The following is a 25,849-nucleotide window of genomic DNA, read 5'->3' as shown; positions in this document are numbered from 1 at the left end:
TTATTTGTTGAGTTGGTTAAGAAACTCGGCGATTAATTCTCGATCATCAAAATCTGACCGCACACCGTGAATCTCTTGATAGGTTTCATGACCCTTACCAGCAATAAGGATAATATCATTTTTGTTTGCCATTTTTGCAGCGGCTTTTATAGCTTGCTTGCGATTTAAAATGGTAATTGTTTTTTTAAAGTCTTGTGGTTGTACACCGGCTTCCATATCATCAAGAATCTTCTGAGGATCTTCTGTACGCGGATTATCACTAGTGAAGATGACTTGATCGCTCAGCGCTGCTGCTATATGAGCCATTTTAGGCCTTTTGGTCACATCGCGATCTCCGCCACAACCTATAACTGTAATCACCTTTTCATTTTTAGTACGAATGGAATTGATCGTTTCCAGCACATTTTTAAGTGCGTCTGGAGTATGCGCATAATCCACTATAGCGGTAATTCTACTTTCTACCGTAGTGAAATATTGAAACCTTCCAGCGACTCCCTCTAACTGAGAAATCACCTCAAGCACTTCTATATCTTTCAATCCTAATTCTATCGCACAAGCATAAATAGCTAAAACATTGTAGGCATTGAACTGTCCAACCATCTTAGACCATACTTCATGCTCATTGATTTTCAACAACAAACCACCGAATTGATTTTCAACAATCTGCGCCCTGTAATCGGTATAGCTTTTTAAGGCATACCCTAATTTTCTAGCTTTGGTATTTTGAAGCATCACTGCTCCATTTTTATCGTCCAGATTAGTTAATGCAAAAGCCTTTTTAGGCAACTCATCAAAGAATCTTTTCTTAACATCTCTATATTCTGCAAAGCTGTTGTGGTAATCGAGATGGTCATGGGAAAGGTTGGTAAAAATTCCACCAGCAAATTCTAGCCCAGCAACACGTTCTTGTGCTATTCCATGACTACTCACCTCCATAAAACAATAATCTACTCCTACAGCAACCATGTCTGCAAGATGTCTATTGATGGTTAGTGGATCTGGTGTTGTATGCTTCGTAGAGACAACTTTCTCATCGATTAAAATCTCTACGGTAGAAATTAACCCCGTTTTAAAACCTGATTTTTTAAATAGTTGGTATAATAAAGACGTAGTAGTGGTTTTACCATTCGTGCCGGTAACGCCAACTAACTTTAAATCTCTTGAAGGATTTTGATGAAAGTTGGCCGCTATTAGTGCTAGTGCATTATGAGTATTTTTTACTTTTATATAGGTCACTTGCTCCTCTTGGTAATCAGGAAGCTCTTCCAGAATAATCGCTTTTGCTCCTAATGAAACGGCTTTTTCAATGTACTCATGACCATCAACGACTGTACCTTTCAGCGCAACAAAAACACCTCCTTTTTGAATCGCTCTAGAATCAAATTGGATGTCATTGATCTGTACGTTTGTAGTGCCTATAACTACGTCCAGACTTACCTTATACAATATGTCTTTAAGAATCATCATAATAATGTGAGTGTTACTTTAACTGTAGAAGACAATTTTGTCCCTGCTTTTAAACTTTGAGAGCTTACTCTCCCAGAACCTCTAAGAACTACTTTAGCCCCTAGGTTTTCGACTATTGCAATGGCATCCATAGCCTCCATACCTATTAAATCGGGCATTTTACTAATACTTGTTTCCGCTTGTTGATGTATGGTCTTTAGGTAATTGTCATGTGACTTTGCAATCCGTGCAGGTATGGATTTTTGTAGTTCTACCTCATCTAATAATGGGTTGTTAGCGTAGATTTTTTGAGCAATGGTTTTAAAAACTGGTCCAGCTACAATGTTACCGTAGTATCCTTTTTTAGTATTTGGCTTGTGTATGACTACTATACAACTGTACTTGGGCTTATCTGCTGGAAAGTACCCAGCAAAAGAAGCTATATAATTTCCTGGACTTTTCCAGTACTCTGCCTGACAGGTCCCTGTTTTACCTGCCATAGAGAAATTTTTACTGTAAAGATTATCTGCCGTTCCTCTTTTTACCACATTCTCCATCATCACTTTTACCTTATCGATGGTATTCTGAGAACAGATGGCAGGATTGATAATCTCTCTGTCAAATTGTTCTATCAATCGTTCCTTAGACTTCACTTCTCTAATAAGTCGAGGCTTCACCATTACACCATTATTAGCTACAGCATTGTAAAAGGTCAATGTTTGAAGTGGCGTTAATTGCACCCCATAACCGAATCCCATCCACGGCAAAGAAAGACCGCTCCAGTTAGCATCGTCTGGATGCGGAATCATAGGAACGCCTTCCCCTTTAATAGGAAGGTCTAATTTTTCATTTAGATTCATACTGTACAATCGATTCACATAATCATCTGGATGTGATTTATAATTGTTTTGAATCATTTGCACCAATGCTGTGTTTGAAGAAACCTCAAAGGCTTTTGCAACACTTATTTTTCCGTAACCACCGTATTTAGAATCTCGCACATTACGACCGTAATAGGAAATTTTCCCGCCTTGAGTATCAAAAACAGTACTGGTATCGACTACTTTATCTTCTAATGCAGCAATTACACTCATCAATTTAAAGGTAGAACCTGGTTCATGAGATTCCCAAACCGCATAGTTTCTCTTTTCAAAATATTTACCACTTTCTCCTCTACCTAAATTAGAAAGCGCTTTGATCTCTCCGGTAGCCACTTCCATAACCACCGCAGTACCGTGGTCTGCTTCAAAATACTCCAGCTGTTCTAATAAAGCATGATGAGCAACATCTTGCATGTTGACATCGATAGTGGTATACACATCATAACCATCATTAGGATCAATTTCATTCTCGCTTGAGATAGGCTTCCATTGATTCTTACCTATTTTTTGTTCTAAACGCACGCCATCACTACCTCTTAAATAAGGAGCAAAAGCACCTTCTAAACCTACAGGTGCACTGCCGTTGCGATCATAGCCTACAATACGCTCAGCCATTTTCCCCAACGGATGTTCCCGAACGATCCTTTTTTCTATAATAAGACCGCCCCGGTAAGGACCCTTTTCAAATAAAGGGAACTCTCTAATTTCTTTATAGTCTCCATAATTGAGGTTTTTTGCGATAAGCATATAGCGGTTGCGGTTGCTGTGTGCTTTTCTCAATTTTTGGAGGTAATAATCTTTAGACGTATTAAATTTCATTGATAATGCCTCTGCCAGAGCTGCTATGTTATCATTAAAATCTTGGGTGGATGGTGCCAAAGCATCAAAACGAATATCGTATTTACTGATAGAAGTCGCCAGCAACTGACCATTAGCATCGTATAAATTCCCTCTTGTAGAAGGTATGGTGTCGTTTCTGAAAATGCGCTGCTCAGCTTTTGCTCTGTAAGCATCCCCATCAACAAATTGAATATTGATAATTTGAACAACAACCAATAGCGCAACAATAACAAACACGGCACCTACTAGGTACATTTTATTTAATATGTTTTTACTAGTTGTTGCCATCTTTGGTCTTTAAGATTATAATCTTCTGCGGCGGATTTTGAGCCGGAGCAATTCCTTTCTTTTTAATTTTTACAGCCACGGTAGATTCCATTTGCATGAACATCAACCTTCTTTCTAAATCGGTATACTCGCTATGCAGCTCAGTAACTTGTTCATTAAGAGCAGCTAGTTTGTGCACCTTTCTCTCGTAACTATGACCTGTGTAAATCATGACAATGGCTAGAAAAGCAGCAAACAGAATAAACCGCCAGTTTTTAAAAGCATCATCATTAGTTAAAAAACTACCTTTTAATATGTCATAGATTTTGGCAGCCATTTATTCTCTTTCTATTTTCTCTGCAATACGAAGCTTAGCACTTCTCGCGCGGTTATTTTCCTTAATCTCTTCTCTGGAAGGAATGATCATTTTACCTATTTTCTTAAAAGGCACACTGGACCTACCGAAAACATCTTTCTCTGGCTCTCCTTCAAAAAGACCATTTCTCATAAACCTTTTTACTGGACGGTCTTCTAAAGAATGGTAAGAAATCACACTCAGCCTTCCACCTATTTTTAAAATATTTTCGGACTGTCTTAAAAAATCGTAGAGCACTTCCATCTCTTTATTCACTTCAATGCGTATGGCTTGAAAGACTTGAGCCAGCAGCTTGTGTTCTATACGTTCTGGAACTAAAGGAGCACAAATCGCCTTAAGGTCGGCAACGGTGGTGACTTCAGACTCTTGTCTTGCTGCTACAATGCGTTGTGCTAGCTTAAGCGCTATACGCAGTTCCCCATAAGACTTAAAAATTCTAACAAGATCTTCTTCACTGTATTGATTCAATACAATGACAGCATCTAGATCTTGATCTTGATTCATACGCATATCTAATCGCGCATCAAAGCGGGTAGAAAACCCTCGTGCTGCTTCATCAAACTGATGGGAACTCACACCTAAATCTGCCAAAATCCCGTCTACTTCTTTAATACCATAAAGTCTTAAAAAGCGCTTCATATAACCGAAATTCTGAGGAATCAACAGAAAGCGATCATCTTCAATCGCATTCTTTAGGGCGTCTATATCTTGATCAAAAGCAAAAAGCTTTCCTTCGGGGCCTAATCGAGCAAGTATCTCTCGAGAGTGTCCTCCACCGCCAAAAGTTACATCCACGTATACGCCAGATGGATCGATATTCAATCCATCTACAGATTCTTTTAAAAGAACTGGATTATGATAAGAGATCGGTTGTGTCATTTCCCATTACTTCTTCAGCGAGATCAGCAAAGTCATCTAGCGAGTCATCAATAGCCGCTTCATACCTTTCCTTATCCCAGATTTCTAATATATTTACCGCACTTGAAACGGTAACTTCTTTTGTGATTCCTGCAATGGTTATGAGGTCTCTGGGAATGAGCAATCGCCCATTTGCATCCACCTCAACAGTTTTAACTCCAGCGGTAAAACGACGTATGAAATCATTGTGCTTTCTATTGAATCGGTTTAAGCCGTTCAATTTTTCCATCATCTTATTCCACTCCACTAATGGGTACAACTCTAGGCAAGGCTGAAAAACGGCCCTTTTGATTACAAAACCTTCTTGCATGACAGGTGTCAACTGCTTCTTTAAAGCGGCTGGCATCATGAACCGCCCTTTGGCGTCGGTTTTACACTCGTATGTTCCTATAAAGTTGATCATTGGAAATAGCTGTTTTGCACTATTTAAATCAAAAATAGGGAAATTAATACCACTTTTTACCACAATTTACCACTTTGTTGATAAATGCAGCTGTTTCTGAATAACTACCCTAGTTATTAACAATTTAAGATGTCGTATAAAATCTTATAGAATTGTAGTAGTTCCGCTTTCGCGAAAGCGAAATAAAAATTAGTAGAATTGTTTTCAAAGAAACTTTTACTTTCCAAATAGCTAGTAGAAAACATTGTTTTTCCTATACCCAAAACCATTATATTTGCCACATAGAATCACCATATGACGCACGATCTTATCAAAGACGGTAAATTTGAATATTATACTACTGGAAAGGGTACCCCTATCATCATATTGCATGGTTTGATGGGTGGCCTAAGTAATTTCCAAGGTGTAATCGATTATTTCCCTCCTAAAGGATATCAAGTCGTCGTGCCTACTTTACCCATGTACTCCACTCCCTTGATTAAAACTAGCGTCGGGACCTTTGCAAAACACATCAATGCTTTTATCAATCATATGGGATGGGATGAAGTGATCTTATTAGGCAATTCTCTAGGTGGACATATAGGTCTTGTGACTACAAAGATGTTTCCTGAAAAAATAAAAGCGCTGGTCATCACTGGCAGTTCTGGACTTTATGAAAGTGCTATGGGTGATAGCTACCCCAAAAAGGGAGATTATGAATACATCAAAGCAAAAAGTCAGGATGTTTTTTATGATCCCGCTGTCGCTACAAAAGAAATTGTGGATGAGGTTTTTGCAACGGTTAATGACCGTAATAAATTGCTCAAAACACTCGCCATTGCAAAGAGTGCTATACGCCACAATATGTCAAAGGATCTTCCTAATATGACAACGCCCATTTGCATTATCTGGGGAAAACAAGACGGAGTTACACCACCTAATGTCGCTGTAGAATTTCATGAAAAACTACCTAATAGTGATCTTTATTGGGTGGACAAATGTGGACACGCCGCCATGATGGAACACCCAGATGAATTCAACGAGATTTTAAACAGCTGGTTGGAAAAAAGAGGACTTTAATTTAAATATTGCCCTTATTTTACTTATTTCCTCTTAAAGAAATAGACCTACTTGTTATCCTCTAAATAGTATCTTTGTTATATGAATATTACGAGCGCAGAATTTATTATATCCAATCAAGACGTATCCAAGTGTCCTAATTCTGGTATTCCAGAATATGCATTTATAGGAAGGTCTAACGTAGGGAAGTCTTCATTGATCAATATGTTAGTGAATCAAAAAAGTCTTGCCAAAACATCTGGAAGACCCGGAAAAACGCAACTGATCAATCACTTCTTGATCAACAAAACATGGCATCTGGTCGATTTACCTGGTTATGGTTATGCCCGAGTTTCCAAATCTAGCAAAGCCAAATTTCAAAAATTTATCACGAAGTATTTTGAAAAACGCGAGCAGTTGGTATGCGGATTTGTGCTAGTAGACATAAGACATGATCCACAACCTATAGATGTAGAATTTATGGAATGGCTAGGAGAAAGTGAAATACCTTTTAGCATTGTTTTTACTAAAGCAGATAAATTAAAACCCAAAGCATTAGAGCGCAATGTGGAGGCTTATAAAAAGTTTTTACTGGAAGGCATATGGGAAGAAATGCCTCCTTATTTTATCACCAGTGCTTCAAACAATCAAGGTAAAGAAGAATTGCTGAATTATATCCACGGGATTAATGAGACGCTCAAATAAGAATCAAAACCTTCTCCCTAAGCCTAAAGGCTAGGTTTCTCTAAAGAGGCTTAAATAAAAACTCCATTCTATGGTTTCCTCCTTTTAGGGCCGGGGAAAGAAACTCCTGTTGAGATTGAAGACGAATAGTGAATAGTGAATAGTGAATAGTGAATAGTGAATAGTGAATAGTGAATTTAAAAAACCGGCCTATCATTCACCGTATTCCTGCGTATTTCTCTTAACATCCCTTCTATACCGTTTACTTTCATATCAAAAACGGTCTGCATATAGTTTCCTAATTTACCGGTAGGAAAACCTTGCCTTCTGAACCAAATGTAATAGGACTCTGGCACTTCACTTAAGAACTTACCTTTATGAGCGCCAAAAGGCATTTTATACCAAGCCATCTCTATGAGTAAGTTGTGATCAAAAAGGGGTTCTTCCATAAGACATGTTTATTTACTCTAATTCAATATTCAATAAGGCATAAATCCAAGCAGATTAATAATCTCCATAAGAAGTCTCCACCTATAAAAAGAACTATCACATTAGGCTACCAACAAATCAACCTGCCTATCGCTTACTAACAACCTATTCCTCTTCCTTAAGATTTAATTTCTCTGCAAAATAATCACAAAAATCAATCATGGTATCTCTCATCTTATCATCATTAGTGGCACGATGATAGGTATCTGCCATAGAAACTAGTGTCTGGTGAAAGAAAACGCGCATTTCATCAACTGGCATATCCTTGGTCCATAAGTCAATACGGAAAGATTCCTTATCCTTACTATCCCACATAGAGACCATCATGGCTTTTGCTTCTGCAGCGTCTACGCCACCATCTGGAGCACTCCATCTGATGTTTTCTGGAACTCGATTTTCATCCAGTTCAATTCCAATTTTTATGGTAGATCTATTTTTTTTATCTGACATTACTGTAAAGGTTTGTATTTAGAACGTTTAAAAATTTCTTCTGCGTTTAAGTCGATCATGGTTTCTAGATCCACTTGATTATTTTCCATGAATGACTTGACCATTCGGTATCCTATATAACGACCTACTCCACCAGGAGTTTGTTGATCTACTTCTAGGTAAAACTTTGAAAAAGGCGCTGGGAGTATGAATCTGGAAAGCAACTTAGAGTCGGTATCATACAGCATCTCATTATCTATAAAATAGCGCCACATTTGAGACTCATTTTCTACGGTAAACACGTATTTCTCTGGCGAATAGTTCAACAACTGATCGCCTGTAGCTTTAGGGGCAAAAAGCTCTTGAACATAATGAAGCTTTCCATGGTAGATCATATTATCTAATAAGGCACGCTCCATAGAGGGGTTTACAAAAAGTCTCGCATAAGCCAGAGCCACATCTGCTGGAAGTTGTTCTCGATTTAAATTCTCTCGCTGGTATTTATTGATTCCTCCGTACAATTCGTGATCCTTACCTAAATAGGTGTCTATAGAAATGATCAATTGACTAGCTGTAGGAATCACTTTCTGACGGTAATTTACATCAGAGAGAACCGTTACCATAGGCGTCGCTTCAAATTCTGGAAAATAATAAATGACATGACGCATGACATCCTTCATTTGGCGCTCCATTTCCTGATAATTAAAATCGGCATCCCTTACTGCATTTTCTAATGCGTTATGAATGGTATCTTTCCCCATTAATTTAGAAATCCACATGCTGTCTGGAACTCTAGGCGGAAAAAAGAGAGGGAATTTTTCTTTTAAATTAGGAAGATCTGCTGCATTTGCACTGGCAAATTCTTTATGAAAAGTGATCAAATCAACATCCACTTGTATGTTAGCGATCTCCTCTTCGACTTTATGAGTAGGAGTACATGAGGTAATCGCTTTCGCGAAAGCGAGAATAATAAAAAACTTAATTAAATTCATCTTCATACTCTTATAACTCGCTATATTTTTATTTATTTTTATGCTTGCAAAAATACGATTATGAAAGTTGAAAGAGTAACAGATCACATAGTAAAATGGCTGAAAGATTATGCCGTCAAAGCTGGAGTAAAAGGTTATGTGGTAGGTGTGAGTGGAGGCATTGACAGTGCCGTCACCTCTACTCTTTGCGCTATGACTGGCCTAGAGGTATTGTGCGTAGAAATGCCTATTCACCAGCATCACGATCATGTTACTAGAGCTCAAGAACATATCATACAGTTGAAACATCGATTTGACAATGTAGACGATGTAAGAAGTGATCTCACACCAGTGTTCCAAATTTTTAAAGATCAAATGCCTAGTGTTACAAGCAATCCTCAAGTAGAGCTCACTTTAGGCAATACCAGAGCAAGATTAAGAATGACTACCCTTTATTATCACGGCGGCGTTCATGGATTGCTTGTTGCTGGAACGGGTAATAAAGTAGAAGATTTTGGTGTTGGTTTTTATACCAAATACGGCGATGGTGGCGTGGATATCAGCCCTATCGCAGATTTATTAAAAAGCGAAGTTTATGCTGTAGGAAAACACTTAAAGGTGCCTGAAAGCATTCTCAAAGCGGCACCAAGTGATGGGCTTTATGGAGCTGAACGAACAGATGAAGACCAAATAGGTGCTAGTTATGATGAATTAGAACAAGCTATGAATCAAGCAAATAAAAACATTAATGTGGAGACTTTAAGCGATAGAGAGCAAGAAGTCTTCCTCATATATTCGTCATATAATAAAAGAAATCAACACAAGATGAACCCCATCCCAGTGTGCGTAATTCCTAAGGATTTGCTGTAAATAGGAAGTATAATTATCTGTATTGTAAGACTATACGCACGTATAGGTCTATAGAAATAAGCTCAAAAAAGCTATCTTTGTTTTCTAATTATATGTCATGAATATCTTATTAGCAGATCATCATCCCGTTTTCAGAAGAGGACTTAGGAGTATAATGAAAGATCATAAGGAGTTTAGTTTTAAAGCAAAGGTAGATGACGGTAATGACCTCATCAGAAGCATCACATACCACCATCCAGATGTTTTAATTCTAGAGATGGACTTACCTAATACTCAAGGCATAGGGACTCTAAGGGGAATAAGATCCCACTTCCCAGATTTAAAGATTCTTGTAGTAAGTTCTCATCCAGAAGAAATATACGCTGTAAGCGCTGTAAAAGCTGGGGCTAACGGCTATATATCAAAAACGCGATCTATAAAAGAAACTAGAAAATCACTTTTAGCCATCGCTAGAGGTGAAACCTATCTTTCTGAAAACATCAAATCTCAATTAGATAATAAAAACAATAAGGACGTTCTTAAATTCAAAAAATTATCTACTCGCGAGATTGAAGTCTTGAACTTGCTTTCTAAAGGCCGTCGCAACAAAGAAATTGCTAAAGCACTTTCTATCAATGAAAAAACAGTTAGCACTTATAAAACGAGGTTGCTTAAAAAATTAAAAGTTGATAATATCGCAGATTTGATACATCAATCCCGTTTGCTTCAAATTGCTAGTTAAACCTACTCCAGCCACTTGAAGGAATTACCGTTCTATTTTTCACATCAATTTTCCTGCGTAAAATGTTGTAATTATTGATTTGTTCTAAAGCCGCGATATTATCCACATCAGGCGTGTTTTTGGCAATAACTTTATTAATTTTATCTACGATATCAAAAAGCAAAAGTTGCCTTAAGTGATATAAAACTTGACTAGTATATTCAGAGATGGTTTGATCTTTTTGAATGGGGAAAATTTTATGTCGTTCCCAATCGTGTAAATGGTATTTATCATCAGACATAGCAATATCAGCAATAGTATGTGCGTACTCCCCTTCAAAAGCTGACAAGATGAGTTGCGTATCAATTTCTTGTTCCAGTAGTAAAACATCAATGATCCTTGTGTATATCACTTGAAAATCTGGATTGGCAAATTTGATTTCATCAGCCTGTAAATCCATATAGATTTTTTCATACACACGGTGTTTGGTTTTTACCGTTTCATATTCCACCTCGACACCACTATCATCTTGAATGTATTCATCTTCAAACAACTCATCTTTACCTCCATACATTAGTAAAATGGCAATTATGGAGCGTTCTAAAAGGGCTCTTCTATCTACTTCGACTGTTGCTTCAGAAGCTTCTACTTTAGTTAAGGGTTGCTGTGCTTGTGCCCTACTGTCTTTTTTCTTTTGTTCATTAAAGCTGGCATTACGAACTTGCGCAAGGGTCGAGAACAACACATCCTCCCCTATATCAAGAATGGCAGCACTTTCTCTTATGTAGATTTCTCTGGAGATATCATCGGGTATTTTTGCGATACTATTTACAATATCCCTTATCATTCCTGCTTTTTTGATAGGATCGCCTGCGGCTTCTTTTTTAAGGAGGTTGGATTTAAAAGAAATAAAGTCCTGAGCATTATTTGTTAAAAAATCTATGATCTCAGACTCTGTATGGGCTTTTGCAAATGAATCTGGATCTTCTCCGTCTGGAAAGGTGCAAACGCGCACATTCATTCCTGCTTCCAGAATGAGATCTGTTCCTCTTATAGCTGCTCGCATTCCTGCCGCATCTCCATCGTAAAGTACCGTAATGTTTTTAGTCAAACGTTGGATCAAACGTATTTGCTGACTGGTTAACGCTGTTCCAGAACTAGACACTACATTCTTCACTCCAGCCTGGTGCAATTGAATCACATCTGTATAACCTTCTACGAGGTAACAGAGATCTTCTTTGGCAATGGATTGCTTTGCCTCATAGATACCATAAAGTACTGCAGATTTATCGTAGATCTCACTTTGCGGCGAGTTCAAATACTTAGCTGCTTTCTTTTCGTTGTTGAGAATTCGGCCTCCAAAACCAAGAACTCTTCCAGAAAGACTGCGTATAGGAAACATTACACGGCCTTTAAATCGGTCAAATTGTTTTTCTTCCTTTACAATAGAAACACCTACTTTATCTAGAAAATCTAATTGATAACCCGCTTTGATAGCGGCATCTGTAAAAGCACTCCATTGATCTGGATTATAACCTAACTGAAAGTACTCTATAGTTTCATCAGTAAAACCCCTCTCTTTAAAATAGCTGTATCCTATTGCTTTTCCTTCTTCTGTTTTGAGTTGGCTTTGAAACCATTCCGCTGCAAATTTAGAAACAAGATACATGGATTCCTTTTCGTCTAGAGCTTGTTTTTGCTCATCTGACTGTTCGGTCTCTTCTACTTCTATATTGTATTTTTTGGCCAGCCACTTGATGGCTTCAGGAAACGTAAAATGTTCGTGTTCCATGATAAAGGTCACTGCATTACCTCCTTTTCCAGAACTAAAATCCTTCCAGATTTGTTTTACTGGCGATACCATAAAACTAGCGGAACGCTCTTCGGTAAAAGGACTTAATCCTTTGTAGTTAGAACCTGATTTCTTTAACTGTACAAAGTCCCCGATCACCTCTTCTACACGAGCGGCATCAAATACGGCATCTACAGTTGTTCTTGAAATCATTTTTGCTTATTCTAGATATAAAAATACGGCTTTATACTAAACCTAGTACCCTAAATACATCGCATAAAAAAAGCTCTTGATTTCTCAAGAGCTTTTTACCTTAGTAGCGAGGACTGGACTCGAACCAGCGACCTTCGGGTTATGAGCCCGACGAGCTACCTACTGCTCTACCTCGCGATATAAAAACTGTCCGTCACTTGTTTTAAAAAACTTCAGATCATTACTCTGACGACTTCTTGTTTTATTGGAGTGCAAAAATACATACAATTTCATCCTTACACAAGATAATTCGATAAATAATTTACTGCCCCAGTTCTATGGCCTCAAAACCAGCTAACTCCCCCTCATCAAAGGTTACTTTTAGCTCTATAGGATTGCAACACACCTCGCAATCCTCTACATAAGTCTGTGAATATGCAGGGTCTAATAACATAGAGATTTCTTGCCAGCAATGAGGGCACATAAAAAAATGTTCTATCATAAAGGAGTATTAAATATTTGCCCCGTTAGCTGCAACAGTTGGCATTCAGCTAGTTTAACATCGGATTTTGCTAGGTTATTTATGGTTGCTGCATCGAGAAGATTCATTTGCGCCTGCCGGTATATTTAGAAACTATTCTTATGGTCGATGGAAAAAACACTGTTAGCAGATAAGTCGATTGATTCCACACATAAAAACCCGTTAAACCTATTCTAAGCAATAAAAGCCCCTTGGATGTTTTAATTTCGTTATTAATTATTTGCAAATTGGATGCTAACTCTAATAAAGGCAGGTTATTATCAAGCACTTTTTTTAGACAAGTATCAATTACTAACATGTTTTGTAATACCACCGTGGTATTACAACAAAATTGGCCTGAAGCTCCCTATTGAGCAATAGGTTCAGGTCGCGTTTTGTATTGCGCAGTGACTGCATTGCGTTCAAGATATTAATGCTGTTGGCATTGAATTAGTGTAATGATTTAACAATCTAAAGCTAATTATTATCCTTTTTAATCATCATAAATAATCCTTAAAGCTAATTACTGAATTTCTCAAGTTCTTCAGAAACATTTTCCCACTGTTGCATCCACTTATCCAGTTCTCGCTTCTTAGCCTGATAACCATCAAAGAACCCCTTTTTTTGAGATAGTTCATCGTAATTTCCTGCGAGCTCTGCATCGATTTTTGCGATGTTTTTCTCTAGGTCGTTGATCTGTGATTCTGCTTTAGAGAGTCTGTTGTTGAGAGACTTTTGCTTTTTCTGATCTTCGTAAGAGAGTTGGTTTTTATCAGTGTCTTGCTTTCGCGAAAGCTTCACTTCCTTAACCACTTCGACTTTTTCTATCGCTCTCATATCTTCTGCCTTTCTCTGGCCTAGATAGTAATCAATATCACCCAGATAGAGATTTAATTTATGATCGCGGAACTCATAAACCAGCTCCGTTAGACCTTGTAAGAACTCTCTATCGTGAGAAACGACGATCAATGTACCTTTAAATTTTATCAATGCTGCCTTGAGCACATTCTTCGATTGAATATCCAAGTGATTGGTAGGCTCATCCATAATCAAGACGTTGAATGGCTGTAGCAATAACTTACAAAGTGCGAGTCGGTTGCGCTCTCCCCCACTTAGCACCTTGACTTTTTTCTCTGCTTCGTCTCCTCTAAAAAGGAAAGAACCCAGCATGTCGCGTACTCTTACTCTATTGCTGTCTGTCGCAGCATCCATCATCGTATCTAGAACAGTTTTCTCCCCGTCCATATACTCTGCTTGATTTTGCGCAAAATATCCCAATTGTACGTTATGTCCCAAGTTGACGTTTCCTTGAGCTTTTACGTCACCTACAATAATTTTGGCAAGGGTAGATTTTCCCATACCATTTTGACCTACAAAAGCAACACGTTTACCGCGCTCTAGAGAAAGGTCTACTTTATCAAGCACGCTTTTACTTCCAAACGACTTGCTCACTTGATCGATTTCTAATACAATCTTTCCTGGCTGGATGGATTGTGCAAAATTGATATTCATTGCAGCATTATCGGTTTGCTCGATCTCCACCACATCCATACGGTCCAGCTTCTTTACTAGCGATTGTGCCATGGTGGCCTTACTGGCTTTGGCCTTAAATTTCTGTATGAGCTTCTCGGTACGTTCGATCTCCTTCTTCTGATTCTTAAAAGTAGCTTCTTGTTGCTCGCGTAATTCTGCGCGCAAGGCTAGAAATTTGGTGTACGGCTTAGGGTAATCGTAAATGCGACCTAGACTGATCTCAATCGTGCGATTAGTGACGTTATCCAAAAACATTTTATCGTGACTTACAATAACTACCGCTCCCGCATAGGTTTGTAAAAAGGATTCCAACCACAGTATAGAATCTATATCCAAGTGGTTAGTAGGCTCATCGAGCAAAAGAATATCGTGCTTTTCTAAGAGCAGCTTAGCGAGTTCTATACGCATGCGCCACCCACCCGAAAGCTCGTCTGTGAGTTTATCAAATTGGTCCGGCTTAAAGGCCAGACCTTTTAAAATTTTCTCCGTTTCACCTTTATACTGGTACCCACCTATAATTTCATATTCATGATTGAGGTCCCCTATATCTTCAATGAGCTTGGAATAAGAATCTGATTCGTAATCAGTTCTTGTCGTGAGTTGTTCATTGATGATTTCAATCTGAGCTTCTATTTGTCTCGCTTTCGCGAAAGCGGTATACGCCTCCTCTAAAACCGTACGACCTTTTTCAAAATCAATATCTTGTCTTAAAAAACCAATACTGACTTCTTTCTCAATAGCAATATTGCCTTGATCATAAGGAATGTCTCCAGAGATCACCTTTAAAAGAGTGGATTTTCCAGCACCATTTTTACCGATCAGACCCACGCGGTTTCCCCCATTAAGCCTAAAAGTAATTTCTTCAAATAACGGTTCTCCACCGAAACTTACATGTAAATCGTGAACGTTGAGCATAGTCGTTTTGTATCTTTGCAAAGATGCGCAACTGCACGTTAACACTAAAGCTTTCTGATGCTAAAAGGAACAAAATTATACAGCATTTTTACAGGGGCCTGCCCTGTGTGCCAAAATGAATCCATGTACACCAGTCGCAATCTCTATAACCCTAGCAAAACGCAAGAAATGAGAGAGCGATGTAGTCATTGCGATACCAAATACAAGATTGAACCTAGTTTTTTTTATGGCTCCATGTACGTGAGTTATGGCGTAGGTGTTGGGATTGCTATGGCTGCTTTTCTACTGGGCTATTTTGTTTTTGAATTATCACGATGGAACATCTTCCTTATAATAGCGTTCATGTCCATTTTTAGTCTTCCTGTTGTGATACGATTATCACGCAATATCTGGATCAATATTTTTATGGATTACAATAAGGAGAAAGCGCAATAGGCAATAGGCAATAGGCAATAGGCAATAGGCAAAAATAAAAAAATGCCTTACACCTGAATACAACAGCATTTTCTTTAAAAAAATATCGTGAATTGATCAACGCTCATCAGAGCTCATTGAATCTCTGAATATCAATTTCTGAATCCAGTGGATGATCCTTGTATATAGAATCAAACAATTGTTGTGCCGCCCATGGCGCCATTAGGACCGCTCTACTTCCCATTCCATTAAAAACCATATAGTTTTTAAACTCCTTATGTGCTCCTACAAAGGGCCTTCTGTCTTTTGTAGTTGGACGGATACCGTATTTATGCTCCACAATTTCATAAGGCAACTTTAGAAAACGTTCCAGTCTAGAGGTTAAAAACTCCTTTGCCTCTAAGGTAGGTGCATCTGTAACGTCATCTCTATTGTAGGTCGCTCCTACCCAGAACAAATCATCTGTAAAAGGCATTAAGAATACAGAAGATTTGATAATATAATCCAATTGAAGATCTGGAACCTTGATGGTAAACACTTCACCTTTGTTGCCTTCTAATGGCAGGTTGTTGAAAAACGGATTGGACAGCATCTGAAAACCCTCTGCAAAAATAATTCTGTCAGCAATACTCTCTTTATAAACCACATGATCTACATAATGTCTTAACTCCATAAAATCAAAATCCTCAGAGCGGTAAGAAGAAATACTTTGCAAATAGTCTATTGTTAACTCCATATAACTTGAAGTATCTACCCATCCGGTTCCTGAAACTTTACCATAATCAAAGGGAGCATGAATAGCTGGATTTTCATAAGCAAAGGTATCCTCAGACATAAAGCCATTTAAATCTTCTTTTACCGCCTTCTTCTTCCATGTTTTGATTTCGCGTTCATCATGGAATCTTCTCAATATATCCGTCGGATGCAGAAAAGCAGCATCTAATAAAGCTTCGATTCTAGGGTAAAAATCATTTAACACCTCCAATTGGTCAACGGCTTTCCAAACGCTCGTAAAACGCTTTAAAATAGTCGGATTATAGACGCCAGCAGCAACTGCTGAGGAACCCTTTTTACCATCAGCAATCATCATGACAGATTTACCCTGTAACAACCACTGCCAAGCTAGGGTACAACCAGCGATTCCTGATCCTACGATAATGATATCAACTTTTGTATTCATGGGATGTGGGATGTGGGATGTGGGAAAACTACAAAGACAGAATCAACTTATAAATAAATACCATAAAAAAAAGCCTCACATAATGCGAGGCTTTGATTATATAAATGTGAACTGTTTAATAGTTCCACATGTCTAATTCAAAATTACGAACGATTTCTTTAAGTCTGTCAGACTCTAACAATTGCATCATAGAATTATCAGTAACGTATCTTTTAATATCTCTGTCACCTTGTACATTATCCATTCTGTAGATAAGTGCGTTATATCTTCTAGAATTTAAAATATGATCAAAAGAAATAGGACGAGCTGAATTTAATGTATTAAATGCTTTTGCATTGTGTAACAATAATCTAGCATCTGGATAATAGATCCAAAATAGTTCGACACCTTTTGGGTCATCAGGAAAGTTAACATCAGGAGTTACTGGACAAATACCCAATAATCGGTATCTTAAATCACTTTGACGGGTATCAAAATACCACAAGCCTCTAATTCTATATTCCTTGACATCATCAGCACCAATGGTTTTAGTTTCAATATACTCATCAAAACCAGGGATATTATAAGTGGTGTCTATATCTAAAGGACTAACTCCTTCATCTGGAATAACGCCATTGTCATTTAAGATATTAATACCTGCATTAGTAATTTTCTGACTTTTTAAGGAACTTTGAATATCGCTAAATTCGCGAGGTTCATTAAAATATGAATCTCCATAAAGTTTGATATCACCAGACATCGCTGCTTTAGTCAATACATGATAAAGTGAACGACGTTCTTTACCCACATAATTAGTATCCACAGGATAATAAAGAGGGAAGTTTACTCGTTCGTCCAGATCAATAGTTTCCCACACCGTACGTTGCCATAAGATATCGCGATCACCGACAAAACCATAAGGTAGTGGCTTGTCATTATCATTTGCGAGTTGAGATGCAGTTTTGGTACCAAACTCCTCTGGACTCTTTGCATTAAGAATATTGTTTTGTGCATAAGCGCTTCCCGAAAGAATCACTGCTGCTAATAAAACTATGATCTTATTCATCTTGTAAATCTTTTTTAAATTAATCTGTAATCTCAACTGTTACGTCAGAGACACTTTGCACATTTACTCCAGGTAACACAGCTTTAATTTGTGCAAACTGAACTAGATCTCCTTTACGAGCTTTTCTAAGTACATTAGTTGCACTTGAACTTAGCTTAGTTCCAGATACCGGTACAGATGGTTGCCCAGGTACCTTGAATAAGAAACCTGTAACCCTTGGAGTTAAATCAAAATCAAAATCTAAAAACTCTGCAGAAACTGTAGAGATTTCTAAATTAGCTCTTGTTTTAGCAATGTTTTCGTATGCCTTACTTACCATTCCAGTAGGACGTGGTAAATTTTTGATACGGAACTCCTTTGAATCAGAAACTCTATCACCATTAGGTAACGTACCCGTAGCCGTAATCGTAACTGTTTTACCAGCACCTGGCTTCATCATATAACCTGTACCTGCCTTAGAAAGACCTGCACCAGAAACACTAACTTTATTATCTGGAACACCTGCAAATGCAACCGTCATAGGATTTTCAACTCCTCTGTAAACAACATTCATTTTATCTGCAGATATGGTAGCAGAATTTGGTTTTGGAATAACAGCATACTCAGATTCAATAGGAATTTTTATGACCTCATCATTTTCAATAAACTCCATGTATCCAGTGATTTTTTTCTCACCAACACTACCTGAACCTAAATTCAAAGGGATCTGCCCGTTTTTGATATCTTCCTTTTTTACCTCTTGACCGTTGATCACTACCTTACTAGGTACTGTAGTGTCATCATAACGACCTAAAACAACCGTACCTGTAACAGCTTCACCATTAAAAAATGCAGTTTTGTCTAGGTTAACGATCGATTTATAATTGTTCATGGAAGCGATCTGGATCAACTTACCTTGTAACAATTGGCTCATTACATCAGACTCCACATTACGAACTTCATTTTGAAGAAAAGTAAGTTTTGTTTTTGATGCAATTAAGGGATAGCCTTTGTAGTTGTATTCTAAATACTCACGCTTCAAACCTTCAAGGTCTGTTTCGTCAGATGTATCAAACTTTGTTGTTAAATCAGATTTCACTGCTGTATATCCATCACCAAGTGAAGCAATCATATCGTTTTTAAACTGATCCATTTTAGACTTAAACTCTTTACCCTCTGGCTTAAGTTTATCACCTACAAAAAAAGCATTATCCAGTATGTCCGTTTTATCTTGTACTTGATAATCTTTTTCAGAACCTTCCTCTATAGTTGAGGTAAGCTTTATCTTGACACTCTCTAAGTAATCGTTATACTCATTACTCAATTTAGAGACCTGCTGTGCAGTTGCCGCAGCAGCTTCGTATTGAGTAGCGTTAGTGAGTGCCTTTTGATTTAAATCTGCTAGTGCAGCAGAGTTAACCTCTGCTAAAGCTGTATTACTCGTACTTAAGTTTTCTTCTATAAGACCAAAAGCTTGTAACACTTCCTTACTCATATTTAATGCGAGCATAGCGATGAAAACCAAATACATTAGGTTAATCATCTTCTGTCTTGGGGACTGTTTTCCTCCTGCCATAATATTCTAATTAGTTTTGTTAAATTATATAAAGTATGAAACTAATTATCCTTTCATAGCTCCTAGCATGTTACCATACACACCATTAAGAGAAGACAAGTTATTCGTAAGACCGGCCATTTGTTCTTGAAGTTTTGTAGCGTTTTCAGTAATCGCTTCATTAGCTTGGTTTTGACGTGAAGAACTCTCAACTTGAATCTTATAAAGGCTGTTTAAAGATTCCATTTGAGCAGCGGCAAGAGCCATTTCTTCAGAATATTTTTTAGTAGAAGACATGGCTTCAGCAGTAGGAGCAATTCCTTTAGCAGCGCCTTCAAAAGAACGCATGCTGTCTCCCAAACTAGTCATTAATTCACCATCAAGTTTTGCTTCTTTAAGCATCTCATCTAATTTCTTAGATAACAATCCTTGAGCATCTTCGGGTGCATCTTTTTTTGATTTTCCACCCACCATTTGTCCACCAGCTAATTCTGGATAAACTAATGACCAATCTAAATCATCTTCTACAGGCTCAAAAGCCGATACAAAGAAAATCAATGCTTCTGTAATCAGACCTATGGCTAATAGATCACCACCAGTTAATTTATAGAATACTAAATCAAGTTCCCAGTGAAGAATCTTAAAAAGTGCTCCGATAATTACGATAGAGGCTCCTATACCGTAAGCCATGTTAAATAATTTCTTTGTTGCTTTAGACTGTGCCATGTTGTTAAGTTTTTAGTTTTGTTAAGTTACTTTTTATTATTGGGAAAATTAGTTTGTACCTGCATTGAGCGTTAGATCTGTACCCATATAGGACTGTACCGTACGGAAACCTATATAGCTTCTTGCACTATCTTGGTATTCGTAATCACGTGTACCTACTTGAAGGAAGTAAGAAACATCTTTCCATGATCCACCGCGTACTCCTTTGCGTTTATTGTTTTTATCGTTTACAATAGGACTCATAGAAGACATCTGGTCATATGCTCCCGCTTCATAAGAAGAGTTCACCCATTCAGACACATTCCCTGCCATGTTGTATAAATTGTATTCATTAGGCTCGTAAGATTGAGCCTCAACAGTATATAAAGCTTGATCTGCTGCATAATCTCCTCTTAGTGGTTTAAAGTTGGCAAGGAAACAACCTCTGTCGTTCTTTGCATATGGACCACCCCAAGGGTAAGTCGCTCCTTCTAATCCACCACGAGCTGCATATTCCCATTCTGCCTCAGTAGGAAGACGGTACTCATTAACTCGTTCTACATTTTTTTTCTTGCGATATGCATTGTGATACAAGGTTCTCCATTGACAAAAAGCCCTAGCTTGATTCCAGTTTACACCTACTACTGGATAATCACTATATGCTTCATGATAAAAATAATCATTATGCATAGGCTCGTTATAACTGTAGTTAAAATCACGAATCCATACTGTAGTATCTGGATATATCTTTACAGGTGTTTGAGAAATGAAGTCCTTTCTAGTTTTGTTTTCATCACGATTTCTAGCGGCAGCATTCACATCTAAATCTGTATAAGTAAAGATGATCTTTTCAGTATCAATAGTGCGCTCTCCGTTATAAGCTTGATCAAAAGGAATGTACATCAGATCGTATACCTCAGCATAAAACTCGTCTGGAATTTCTTCTGTATCCCAGATTAAATCTACATCGTTGTTCAACTTACGATCTAATCCTCCGTAAGTGTTTTGAACATATTCCTGCCATGGGGTTAAAACATCTCCATTTGCACCGTCTGCATCAAGAAAAGCAAATTCACCGATACCATTGTCTCCCGGAAGAGCACTTTGGTTTTCGGCCATAATAGCTAATTCCGTTCTGAATAAAGAATCTCTTGTCCAATAAACGAACTGTCGATATTCTGCATTTGTAATTTCAGTTTCATCCATATAATAGGATGGAACTGTAACGGTTTTTGTTGGAGCATTACGTGTAGCAGCGATGTCATCATCACTTTTACCCATAATAAATGCACCACCAGGCACTAAGGTCATACCATAGGGCTTTTCAGGATGCCACTTCTTTCCTTTGGTTCCTACTACCATTCCTCGGTCTCCTTTACCACAACTTGCAAGAAAGGCAACTACTGCTAAAAGGATAAATAACTTTTTCATAAGGGTATTTATGTTTTCTTTATGAATTAAGGGCGTAAACCTATTTAAAAGATTTCGATTCCGCAACTTTTTTTTCTCATTAAATTGAAATAAAACAAGCTTTAACTTTTATATTTCGTTTTTACGTCTGGCTTTCAACCACCTATCTGGCAAGACTTGATCACATGCCATTTCATAATCACGACGGTCGCAAGGTAATAACGTATGTTGCTTTAGTTTATTATTAACTAAAGAAATAAAAGGCAATTCTATCCACCAGCGCCCTGTGTCAGTAGACTTGTAAAAAGTAAGGATTTCATTTTCTACAGGCACTTTGTAGGTCAAACAGTTTTTAGAAACATCGACAGGATACTCAAAACTCCGATAATTGTAACCTTCCATAAAATACCAGATCATTTCTGCTACCAACTGTGAACCCGTATTTCTCTCGCTGTTTATTTCAAAGATTCCATACGCCTTTAATCGATCACTAATACCTGAATACCTAGACAAACTGCAAATTTGCTTCCCATCAAGCCCATTGGGGTTCGCTTTTGCGAAAGCTACATCACTCGCCCGTACGACGCTCATATCTACCCCTACCACATCTGCATCACGTAGAACAGACTCTGCCAGTGTAATATCATTATCTAGATGACCCAATCGAACGGCATCAAAATACATTCTGTCCAACAGGTCAATTTCTTCTTGCGAATTAAAATAAGTCTGAAAACCGAGATTACTATAATTAAATAAATTATACGGCTCTACTGTGATCATCTTACCTATGTAACTGCGGGAGGTTATAGGCAAATCAATATCTCCTAAATCAAATCTACAGTCCACATTTACCACATTTATCATGTGTTGAAACTCATCAAAGGCTCTGTAAATAGGATACATCAAATCTTGGCTACCTCCTAAAAATATAGGAATAATAGATTCTCTTAAAAAATAAGCTGTCAGCTGGTTGACGACGTAATACGTGTCCTCTACGGTATCCCCCGCATGCACATCTCCTAGATCTGCCAAGTTACTGGTCCAGTTCCCTGGATACAGCTCGTAGAGCTTCTCTCGCACCTGATCTAAGCTATCTACTTGGAACAAGGCGTTTGCATCTCTGCGGTTTTCTAAAACACCTATAACAACCAGCTTTACACCACTAAGGTCAGGCAAGCCATCGGTCGCAGTATGTAAACGAATCGTTTTTGCTATAGTTTGCTTAGGTTGTAACTTAGCATGAGCAACCACCGCATCATTCAGAGGTTTTAGAAATTCTAAAGCCATTGCAATTTATTTTTTTGTCGTTTTCTTTTTAGCAGGCGCTTTTTTCTTAGCAGGCGCTTTCTTTTTAGCAGCGGCCTTTTTCTTGGGAGTTTTTTTTGCTATAAGCTCTTGAGCTCTTTCTAAGGTAACCTTTAAAGGGTCGATCTCTTTGGCAATCTCTACCTTGATTTTCCCTTTAATAATATTGTGTCTTCCCCAACGGGCTTTCTCAATACGTATACCTTCTTCTTCCCAGTCTACAATTAATTTATCTTTCTCTTTCTGAATTTTGTCCTTGATTAAGGTTTCAATATCATCATTAGAAAGGTTATCAAAGTCGTATTTCTTATTCACTGAAATAAACATTCCTGCCCATTTGATATAGGGACCAAATCTACCTGCGCCTTTGGTAACGGGTTGCTCATCATACACATAAACAGGAGCATCTGCAATTTCTTTCATCTGGATCAACTCTGCAGCACGCTCAAAAGTAAGCGTCATGGGATCGTCGTCCTTTTCTAGACTTACAAAAGTCTTTTCGTTGAACTTTACATAAGGACCGAAACGCCCTTGATTGACCTCCACAGGATGACCGTTATACTCTCCTACTGTTCTCGGCAACTTGAACAACTCCATGACTTCCTCTAGCGTAATGGTATTCAAGTTTTGAGTAGGCAGTAAACTTGCAAATTCAGGCTTCTCCTCATCTTCTGCACTACCGATTTGTGCCATAGCACCAAATCTCCCCAAACGCACACTGATAGGCTTACCACTTTCTGGATGAGTCCCTAAAATACGTTCTCCTACTTCTCGCTCTGCATTTTCTGCAACATCTTGTACCGTAGGATGGAAAGTCTTATAGAAAAGACTCATCATATCAGTCCATACTTCTTTACCCTCAGCAATATTATCAAAAGACTCTTCCACGTTTGCAGTGAAATTATAATCTAAAATACTACCAAAGTGTTCTACTAAAAAGTTGTTGACCACCCGACCTACGTCAGTAGGAATCATTTTATTTTTATCAGAACCTGTTTTCTCGGTAAGCTTTTTCTCTGCCACTTTATCTTCACTTAAAGTAAGTTGCACATAGTCCCGTTCTAGACCTTCAGACTGGCCTTTTTCAATATATTTCCTGTTCTGTATAGTCGTAATGGTAGGTGCGTAAGTTGATGGACGTCCTATTCCTAATTCTTCTAATTGTTTTACTAAAGAAGCCTCTGTATAACGATACGGAGGTCTTGAAAAACGCTCTGTCGCGGTGATCCTTTTATTTAGCAAGTTTTGTCCTATTTTAAGATCTGGCAGTAAACCTTGTTGCTCTAGGTCTTCATCATCAGTACTTTCTAGATATACCTTAAGGAATCCTTCAAACTTTACAATCTCTCCACTAGCTGTAAATTTCTTATCGTGGGTATCTGCTGTAATGGTGACATTGGTACGTTCTAATTTGGCATCACTCATCTGACTGGCAATCGCTCTTTTCCAGATCAATTCATACAGACGTGTCTGGTCGCGATCGGCACCAGAGCTGGAAACAGCAAAATTAGTTGGACGTATAGCTTCATGCGCTTCTTGAGCACCTTTAGACTTCCCTTTATAGTTGCGTTCCTTGTGGTATTGCTCTCCGTAGGTTTTGCTTATTTCTTCTTGTGCTCCATCCTTTGCTTCATTACTTAAGTTCACCGAGTCTGTTCTCATATAAGTGATGAGTCCTGCTTCGTAAAGACGTTGTGCCAATTGCATGGTACGACTTACATTAAAAAACAATTTACGTGAAGCTTCTTGCTGTAAGGTAGAAGTTGTAAACGGGGGTGCTGGAGACTTTTTTGCTGGCTTTTTAACAAGGTCAGCCACATCAAATTTTGCTCCTTTATTGATATTAAGGAAATCTTGAGCTGCTTGAAGTGATTTTAAATTACTTGGCAACTTTGCTTTTAGCAAGGAACCATCTGCCGTATTAAAATCTGCATCAACTCTAAAGAAATTTTCAGAATTAAAGTTTAATATTTCCTCTTCACGCTCTACGATTAATCGCACAGCTACTGACTGCACACGGCCTGCACTAGCCCCTCCTTTTACCTTACGCCATAAAATAGGCGATATTTCATAACCTACAATACGGTCTAGAATACGACGTGCTTGTTGCGCATTTACCAAGTCGTAATCTATAGACCTTGGATTATCAATGGCTTTTTGAACAGCACTTTTAGTAATGGCGTTAAAAACAATTCTCTTGGTCTTTTCTTTTTTAAGGTCAAGTTGCTCTGACAAGTGCCATGCAATAGCTTCACCCTCTCGGTCTTCATCACTCGCCAGCCAAACCATGTCTGAAGCAGCAGCTAATTTTTTGAGCTTTTTTACCAGATCCTTCTTATCGCTACTCACTACGTATTTAGGAGCAAAATTTTTATCCACATCCACACCTAATTCCTTTGACGGAAGATCAGCGATATGTCCAAAACTGGACTCCACTTTAAAATCCTTTCCTAGAAATTTTTCTATCGTTTTTGCCTTTGCCGGCGACTCTACAATAACAAGGTTCTTTGCCATTAAGCTTTATATTTTGGAATGCAAAGGTATGCGTTATTTTTTTTAACCCCGCAAACTACTGTTAAACAAGTAGTTAAAAAGAAAGGTTTTATTTTAAAACGTTCAGGTCTTGGTTGTTATACCAAGGTATCTTTCAAATGCCGCATAAAATTAGTTTCTTTTTCACCCATTAGTCGTCATAAAATAGAACCGTAACTAATGCTATGCTTAGATTTTATTCCTAAACTGGATAAAAAATAATTCAAATTTTTAATACGTCATTTAAAAAACAAATTGGCATTAAATTCCTAAGCTAACCGGTTCTGATACTACTCCATATATAAAAATCTTTATTTTAAGGTGGGGAATAGGTGTTATTTCGCTTTCGCGAAAGCGAGATACCCACAAAAACTGTCCTTTATATATAACTTAAAACCTATCTAAAATCCATAGCACAAGAACGAATCAAAAAATAGCTGTTAAGATCATGCTGACATTG

Annotated in this window: 23 protein-coding genes and 1 tRNA gene; 5 read left to right on the top strand and 19 right to left on the bottom strand. The window is 37.9% G+C overall.

What is annotated here, in order from left to right; all coding sequences use genetic code 11:
* The 5 genes from CW736_RS06850 to mraZ are packed head-to-tail and all read right to left on the bottom strand — an operon-like array spanning position 1 to position 5,131.
* Positions 1-1,467 carry a UDP-N-acetylmuramoyl-L-alanyl-D-glutamate--2,6-diaminopimelate ligase gene (locus CW736_RS06850; protein ID WP_101013252.1) on the bottom strand — a complete coding sequence of 489 codons (1,467 nt, stop codon included), beginning with the start codon at positions 1,465-1,467 and terminating at the stop codon, positions 1-3.
* A complete protein-coding gene (locus tag CW736_RS06845; RefSeq protein ID WP_101013251.1) occupies positions 1,464-3,455 on the bottom strand; it encodes a penicillin-binding protein in 1,992 nt (663 codons plus the stop codon). Before CW736_RS06845 ends, CW736_RS06850 begins: the two co-directional genes overlap by 4 nt.
* Entirely contained in the window at positions 3,442-3,771 is a 330-nt protein-coding gene (locus CW736_RS06840; protein ID WP_198519353.1) for an FtsL-like putative cell division protein, read from the bottom strand. Before CW736_RS06840 ends, CW736_RS06845 begins: the two co-directional genes overlap by 14 nt.
* Positions 3,772-4,689 carry a 16S rRNA (cytosine(1402)-N(4))-methyltransferase RsmH gene (gene rsmH, locus CW736_RS06835; RefSeq protein ID WP_198519352.1) on the bottom strand — a complete coding sequence of 306 codons (918 nt, stop codon included), beginning with the start codon at positions 4,687-4,689 and terminating at the stop codon, positions 3,772-3,774.
* Entirely contained in the window at positions 4,664-5,131 is a 468-nt protein-coding gene (gene mraZ / locus CW736_RS06830) for a division/cell wall cluster transcriptional repressor MraZ (RefSeq protein ID WP_101015059.1), read from the bottom strand. The genes rsmH and mraZ overlap by 26 nt, the downstream gene beginning before the upstream one ends.
* Positions 5,132-5,425: 294 nt before the next feature.
* Here mraZ and CW736_RS06825 point away from each other — a divergent pair, with 294 nt between their 5' ends.
* Both CW736_RS06825 and yihA read left to right on the top strand, forming a co-directional pair.
* The gene (locus CW736_RS06825) at positions 5,426-6,190 is read left to right on the top strand and encodes an alpha/beta fold hydrolase (RefSeq protein WP_101013250.1); all 765 of its coding nucleotides are present in this window, start codon (positions 5,426-5,428) and stop codon (positions 6,188-6,190) included.
* Positions 6,191-6,271: 81 nt separating this feature from the next.
* A complete protein-coding gene (yihA, locus tag CW736_RS06820) occupies positions 6,272-6,874 on the top strand; it encodes a ribosome biogenesis GTP-binding protein YihA/YsxC (RefSeq protein WP_101013249.1) in 603 nt (200 codons plus the stop codon).
* A 176-nt stretch (positions 6,875-7,050) separates the two neighbouring features.
* Here yihA and CW736_RS06815 read toward each other — a convergent pair whose 3' ends face one another.
* From CW736_RS06815 to gldB, 3 genes are all read right to left on the bottom strand, one after another.
* Positions 7,051-7,302 (bottom strand): DUF3820 family protein, encoded by a 252-nt coding sequence (locus CW736_RS06815; protein WP_101013248.1) that lies wholly within the window; start codon positions 7,300-7,302, stop codon positions 7,051-7,053.
* Positions 7,303-7,447: 145 nt separating this feature from the next.
* A complete protein-coding gene (gene gldC / locus CW736_RS06810) occupies positions 7,448-7,792 on the bottom strand; it encodes a gliding motility protein GldC (protein WP_101013247.1) in 345 nt (114 codons plus the stop codon).
* On the bottom strand, positions 7,792-8,763 hold the full coding sequence (gene gldB / locus CW736_RS06805; protein ID WP_198519351.1) for a gliding motility lipoprotein GldB: 972 nt from the start codon (positions 8,761-8,763) through the stop codon (positions 7,792-7,794). The genes gldC and gldB overlap by 1 nt, the downstream gene beginning before the upstream one ends.
* Positions 8,764-8,823: 60 nt before the next feature.
* On the opposite strand from gldB, the gene nadE reads away from it, so the two are divergent.
* Positions 8,824-9,612 (top strand): NAD(+) synthase, encoded by a 789-nt coding sequence (nadE, locus tag CW736_RS06800; RefSeq protein WP_101013246.1) that lies wholly within the window; start codon positions 8,824-8,826, stop codon positions 9,610-9,612.
* A gap of 97 nt (positions 9,613-9,709) precedes the next feature.
* Positions 9,710-10,333, top strand: coding sequence for a response regulator (locus CW736_RS06795; protein ID WP_101013245.1), 624 nt, complete (start codon positions 9,710-9,712; stop codon positions 10,331-10,333).
* Here CW736_RS06795 and dnaG read toward each other — a convergent pair.
* The 4 genes from dnaG to CW736_RS06770 all read right to left on the bottom strand — a co-directional run bounded on the left by dnaG (position 10,326) and on the right by CW736_RS06770 (position 15,264).
* Complete coding sequence (dnaG, locus tag CW736_RS06790) at positions 10,326-12,317, bottom strand: DNA primase (protein ID WP_101013244.1); 1,992 nt, start codon at positions 12,315-12,317, stop codon at positions 10,326-10,328. The two genes, CW736_RS06795 and dnaG, sit on opposite strands and share 8 nt — an antisense overlap.
* 104 nt (positions 12,318-12,421) lie before the next feature.
* Positions 12,422-12,494 (bottom strand) — tRNA-Met (locus tag CW736_RS06785).
* 124 nt (positions 12,495-12,618) lie between these two features.
* On the bottom strand, positions 12,619-12,798 hold the full coding sequence (locus CW736_RS06780; RefSeq protein WP_101013243.1) for a CPXCG motif-containing cysteine-rich protein: 180 nt from the start codon (positions 12,796-12,798) through the stop codon (positions 12,619-12,621).
* 537 nt (positions 12,799-13,335) lie between these two features.
* Positions 13,336-15,264 carry an ABC-F family ATP-binding cassette domain-containing protein gene (locus CW736_RS06770; protein WP_101013241.1) on the bottom strand — a complete coding sequence of 643 codons (1,929 nt, stop codon included), beginning with the start codon at positions 15,262-15,264 and terminating at the stop codon, positions 13,336-13,338.
* 57 nt (positions 15,265-15,321) lie between these two features.
* Between CW736_RS06770 and CW736_RS06765 the strand changes: the two genes are divergently transcribed.
* Entirely contained in the window at positions 15,322-15,699 is a 378-nt protein-coding gene (locus tag CW736_RS06765; protein ID WP_101013240.1) for a DUF983 domain-containing protein, read from the top strand.
* A 106-nt stretch (positions 15,700-15,805) separates the two neighbouring features.
* On the opposite strand, the gene CW736_RS06760 is transcribed toward CW736_RS06765, so the two are convergent.
* The 7 genes from CW736_RS06760 to topA all read right to left on the bottom strand — a co-directional run bounded on the left by CW736_RS06760 (position 15,806) and on the right by topA (position 25,371).
* On the bottom strand, positions 15,806-16,858 hold the full coding sequence (locus CW736_RS06760; RefSeq protein WP_101013239.1) for an NAD(P)/FAD-dependent oxidoreductase: 1,053 nt from the start codon (positions 16,856-16,858) through the stop codon (positions 15,806-15,808).
* Between the two features lie 115 nt (positions 16,859-16,973).
* Positions 16,974-17,903, bottom strand: coding sequence for a gliding motility protein GldN (gene gldN, locus CW736_RS06755; protein ID WP_101013238.1), 930 nt, complete (start codon positions 17,901-17,903; stop codon positions 16,974-16,976).
* Between the two features lie 19 nt (positions 17,904-17,922).
* Positions 17,923-19,458, bottom strand: a complete 1,536-nt coding sequence (gldM, locus tag CW736_RS06750; RefSeq protein ID WP_101013237.1) for a gliding motility protein GldM — start codon at positions 19,456-19,458, stop codon at positions 17,923-17,925.
* Positions 19,459-19,503: 45 nt separating this feature from the next.
* Positions 19,504-20,163: a gliding motility protein GldL gene (gene gldL / locus CW736_RS06745; protein WP_101013236.1), complete on the bottom strand. Its 660-nt coding sequence runs from the start codon at positions 20,161-20,163 to the stop codon at positions 19,504-19,506.
* 48 nt (positions 20,164-20,211) lie between these two features.
* Positions 20,212-21,573 (bottom strand): gliding motility lipoprotein GldK, encoded by a 1,362-nt coding sequence (gene gldK / locus CW736_RS06740; RefSeq protein ID WP_101013235.1) that lies wholly within the window; start codon positions 21,571-21,573, stop codon positions 20,212-20,214.
* A 108-nt stretch (positions 21,574-21,681) separates the two neighbouring features.
* Positions 21,682-22,839 carry a formimidoylglutamase gene (locus CW736_RS06735; RefSeq protein WP_101013234.1) on the bottom strand — a complete coding sequence of 386 codons (1,158 nt, stop codon included), beginning with the start codon at positions 22,837-22,839 and terminating at the stop codon, positions 21,682-21,684.
* A 6-nt stretch (positions 22,840-22,845) separates the two neighbouring features.
* Positions 22,846-25,371 carry a type I DNA topoisomerase gene (gene topA, locus CW736_RS06730; protein ID WP_101013233.1) on the bottom strand — a complete coding sequence of 842 codons (2,526 nt, stop codon included), beginning with the start codon at positions 25,369-25,371 and terminating at the stop codon, positions 22,846-22,848.
* Positions 25,372-25,849 lie beyond the last annotated feature (478 nt).

It is taken from the genome of Nonlabens sp. MB-3u-79 (assembly GCF_002831625.1).
In the GTDB taxonomy this organism is placed as follows: Bacteria; Bacteroidota; Bacteroidia; order Flavobacteriales; family Flavobacteriaceae; genus Nonlabens.
The sequence above is the reverse complement of the archived record's forward strand: the minus strand, read 5'-3'. Positions and strand labels throughout refer to the sequence as shown.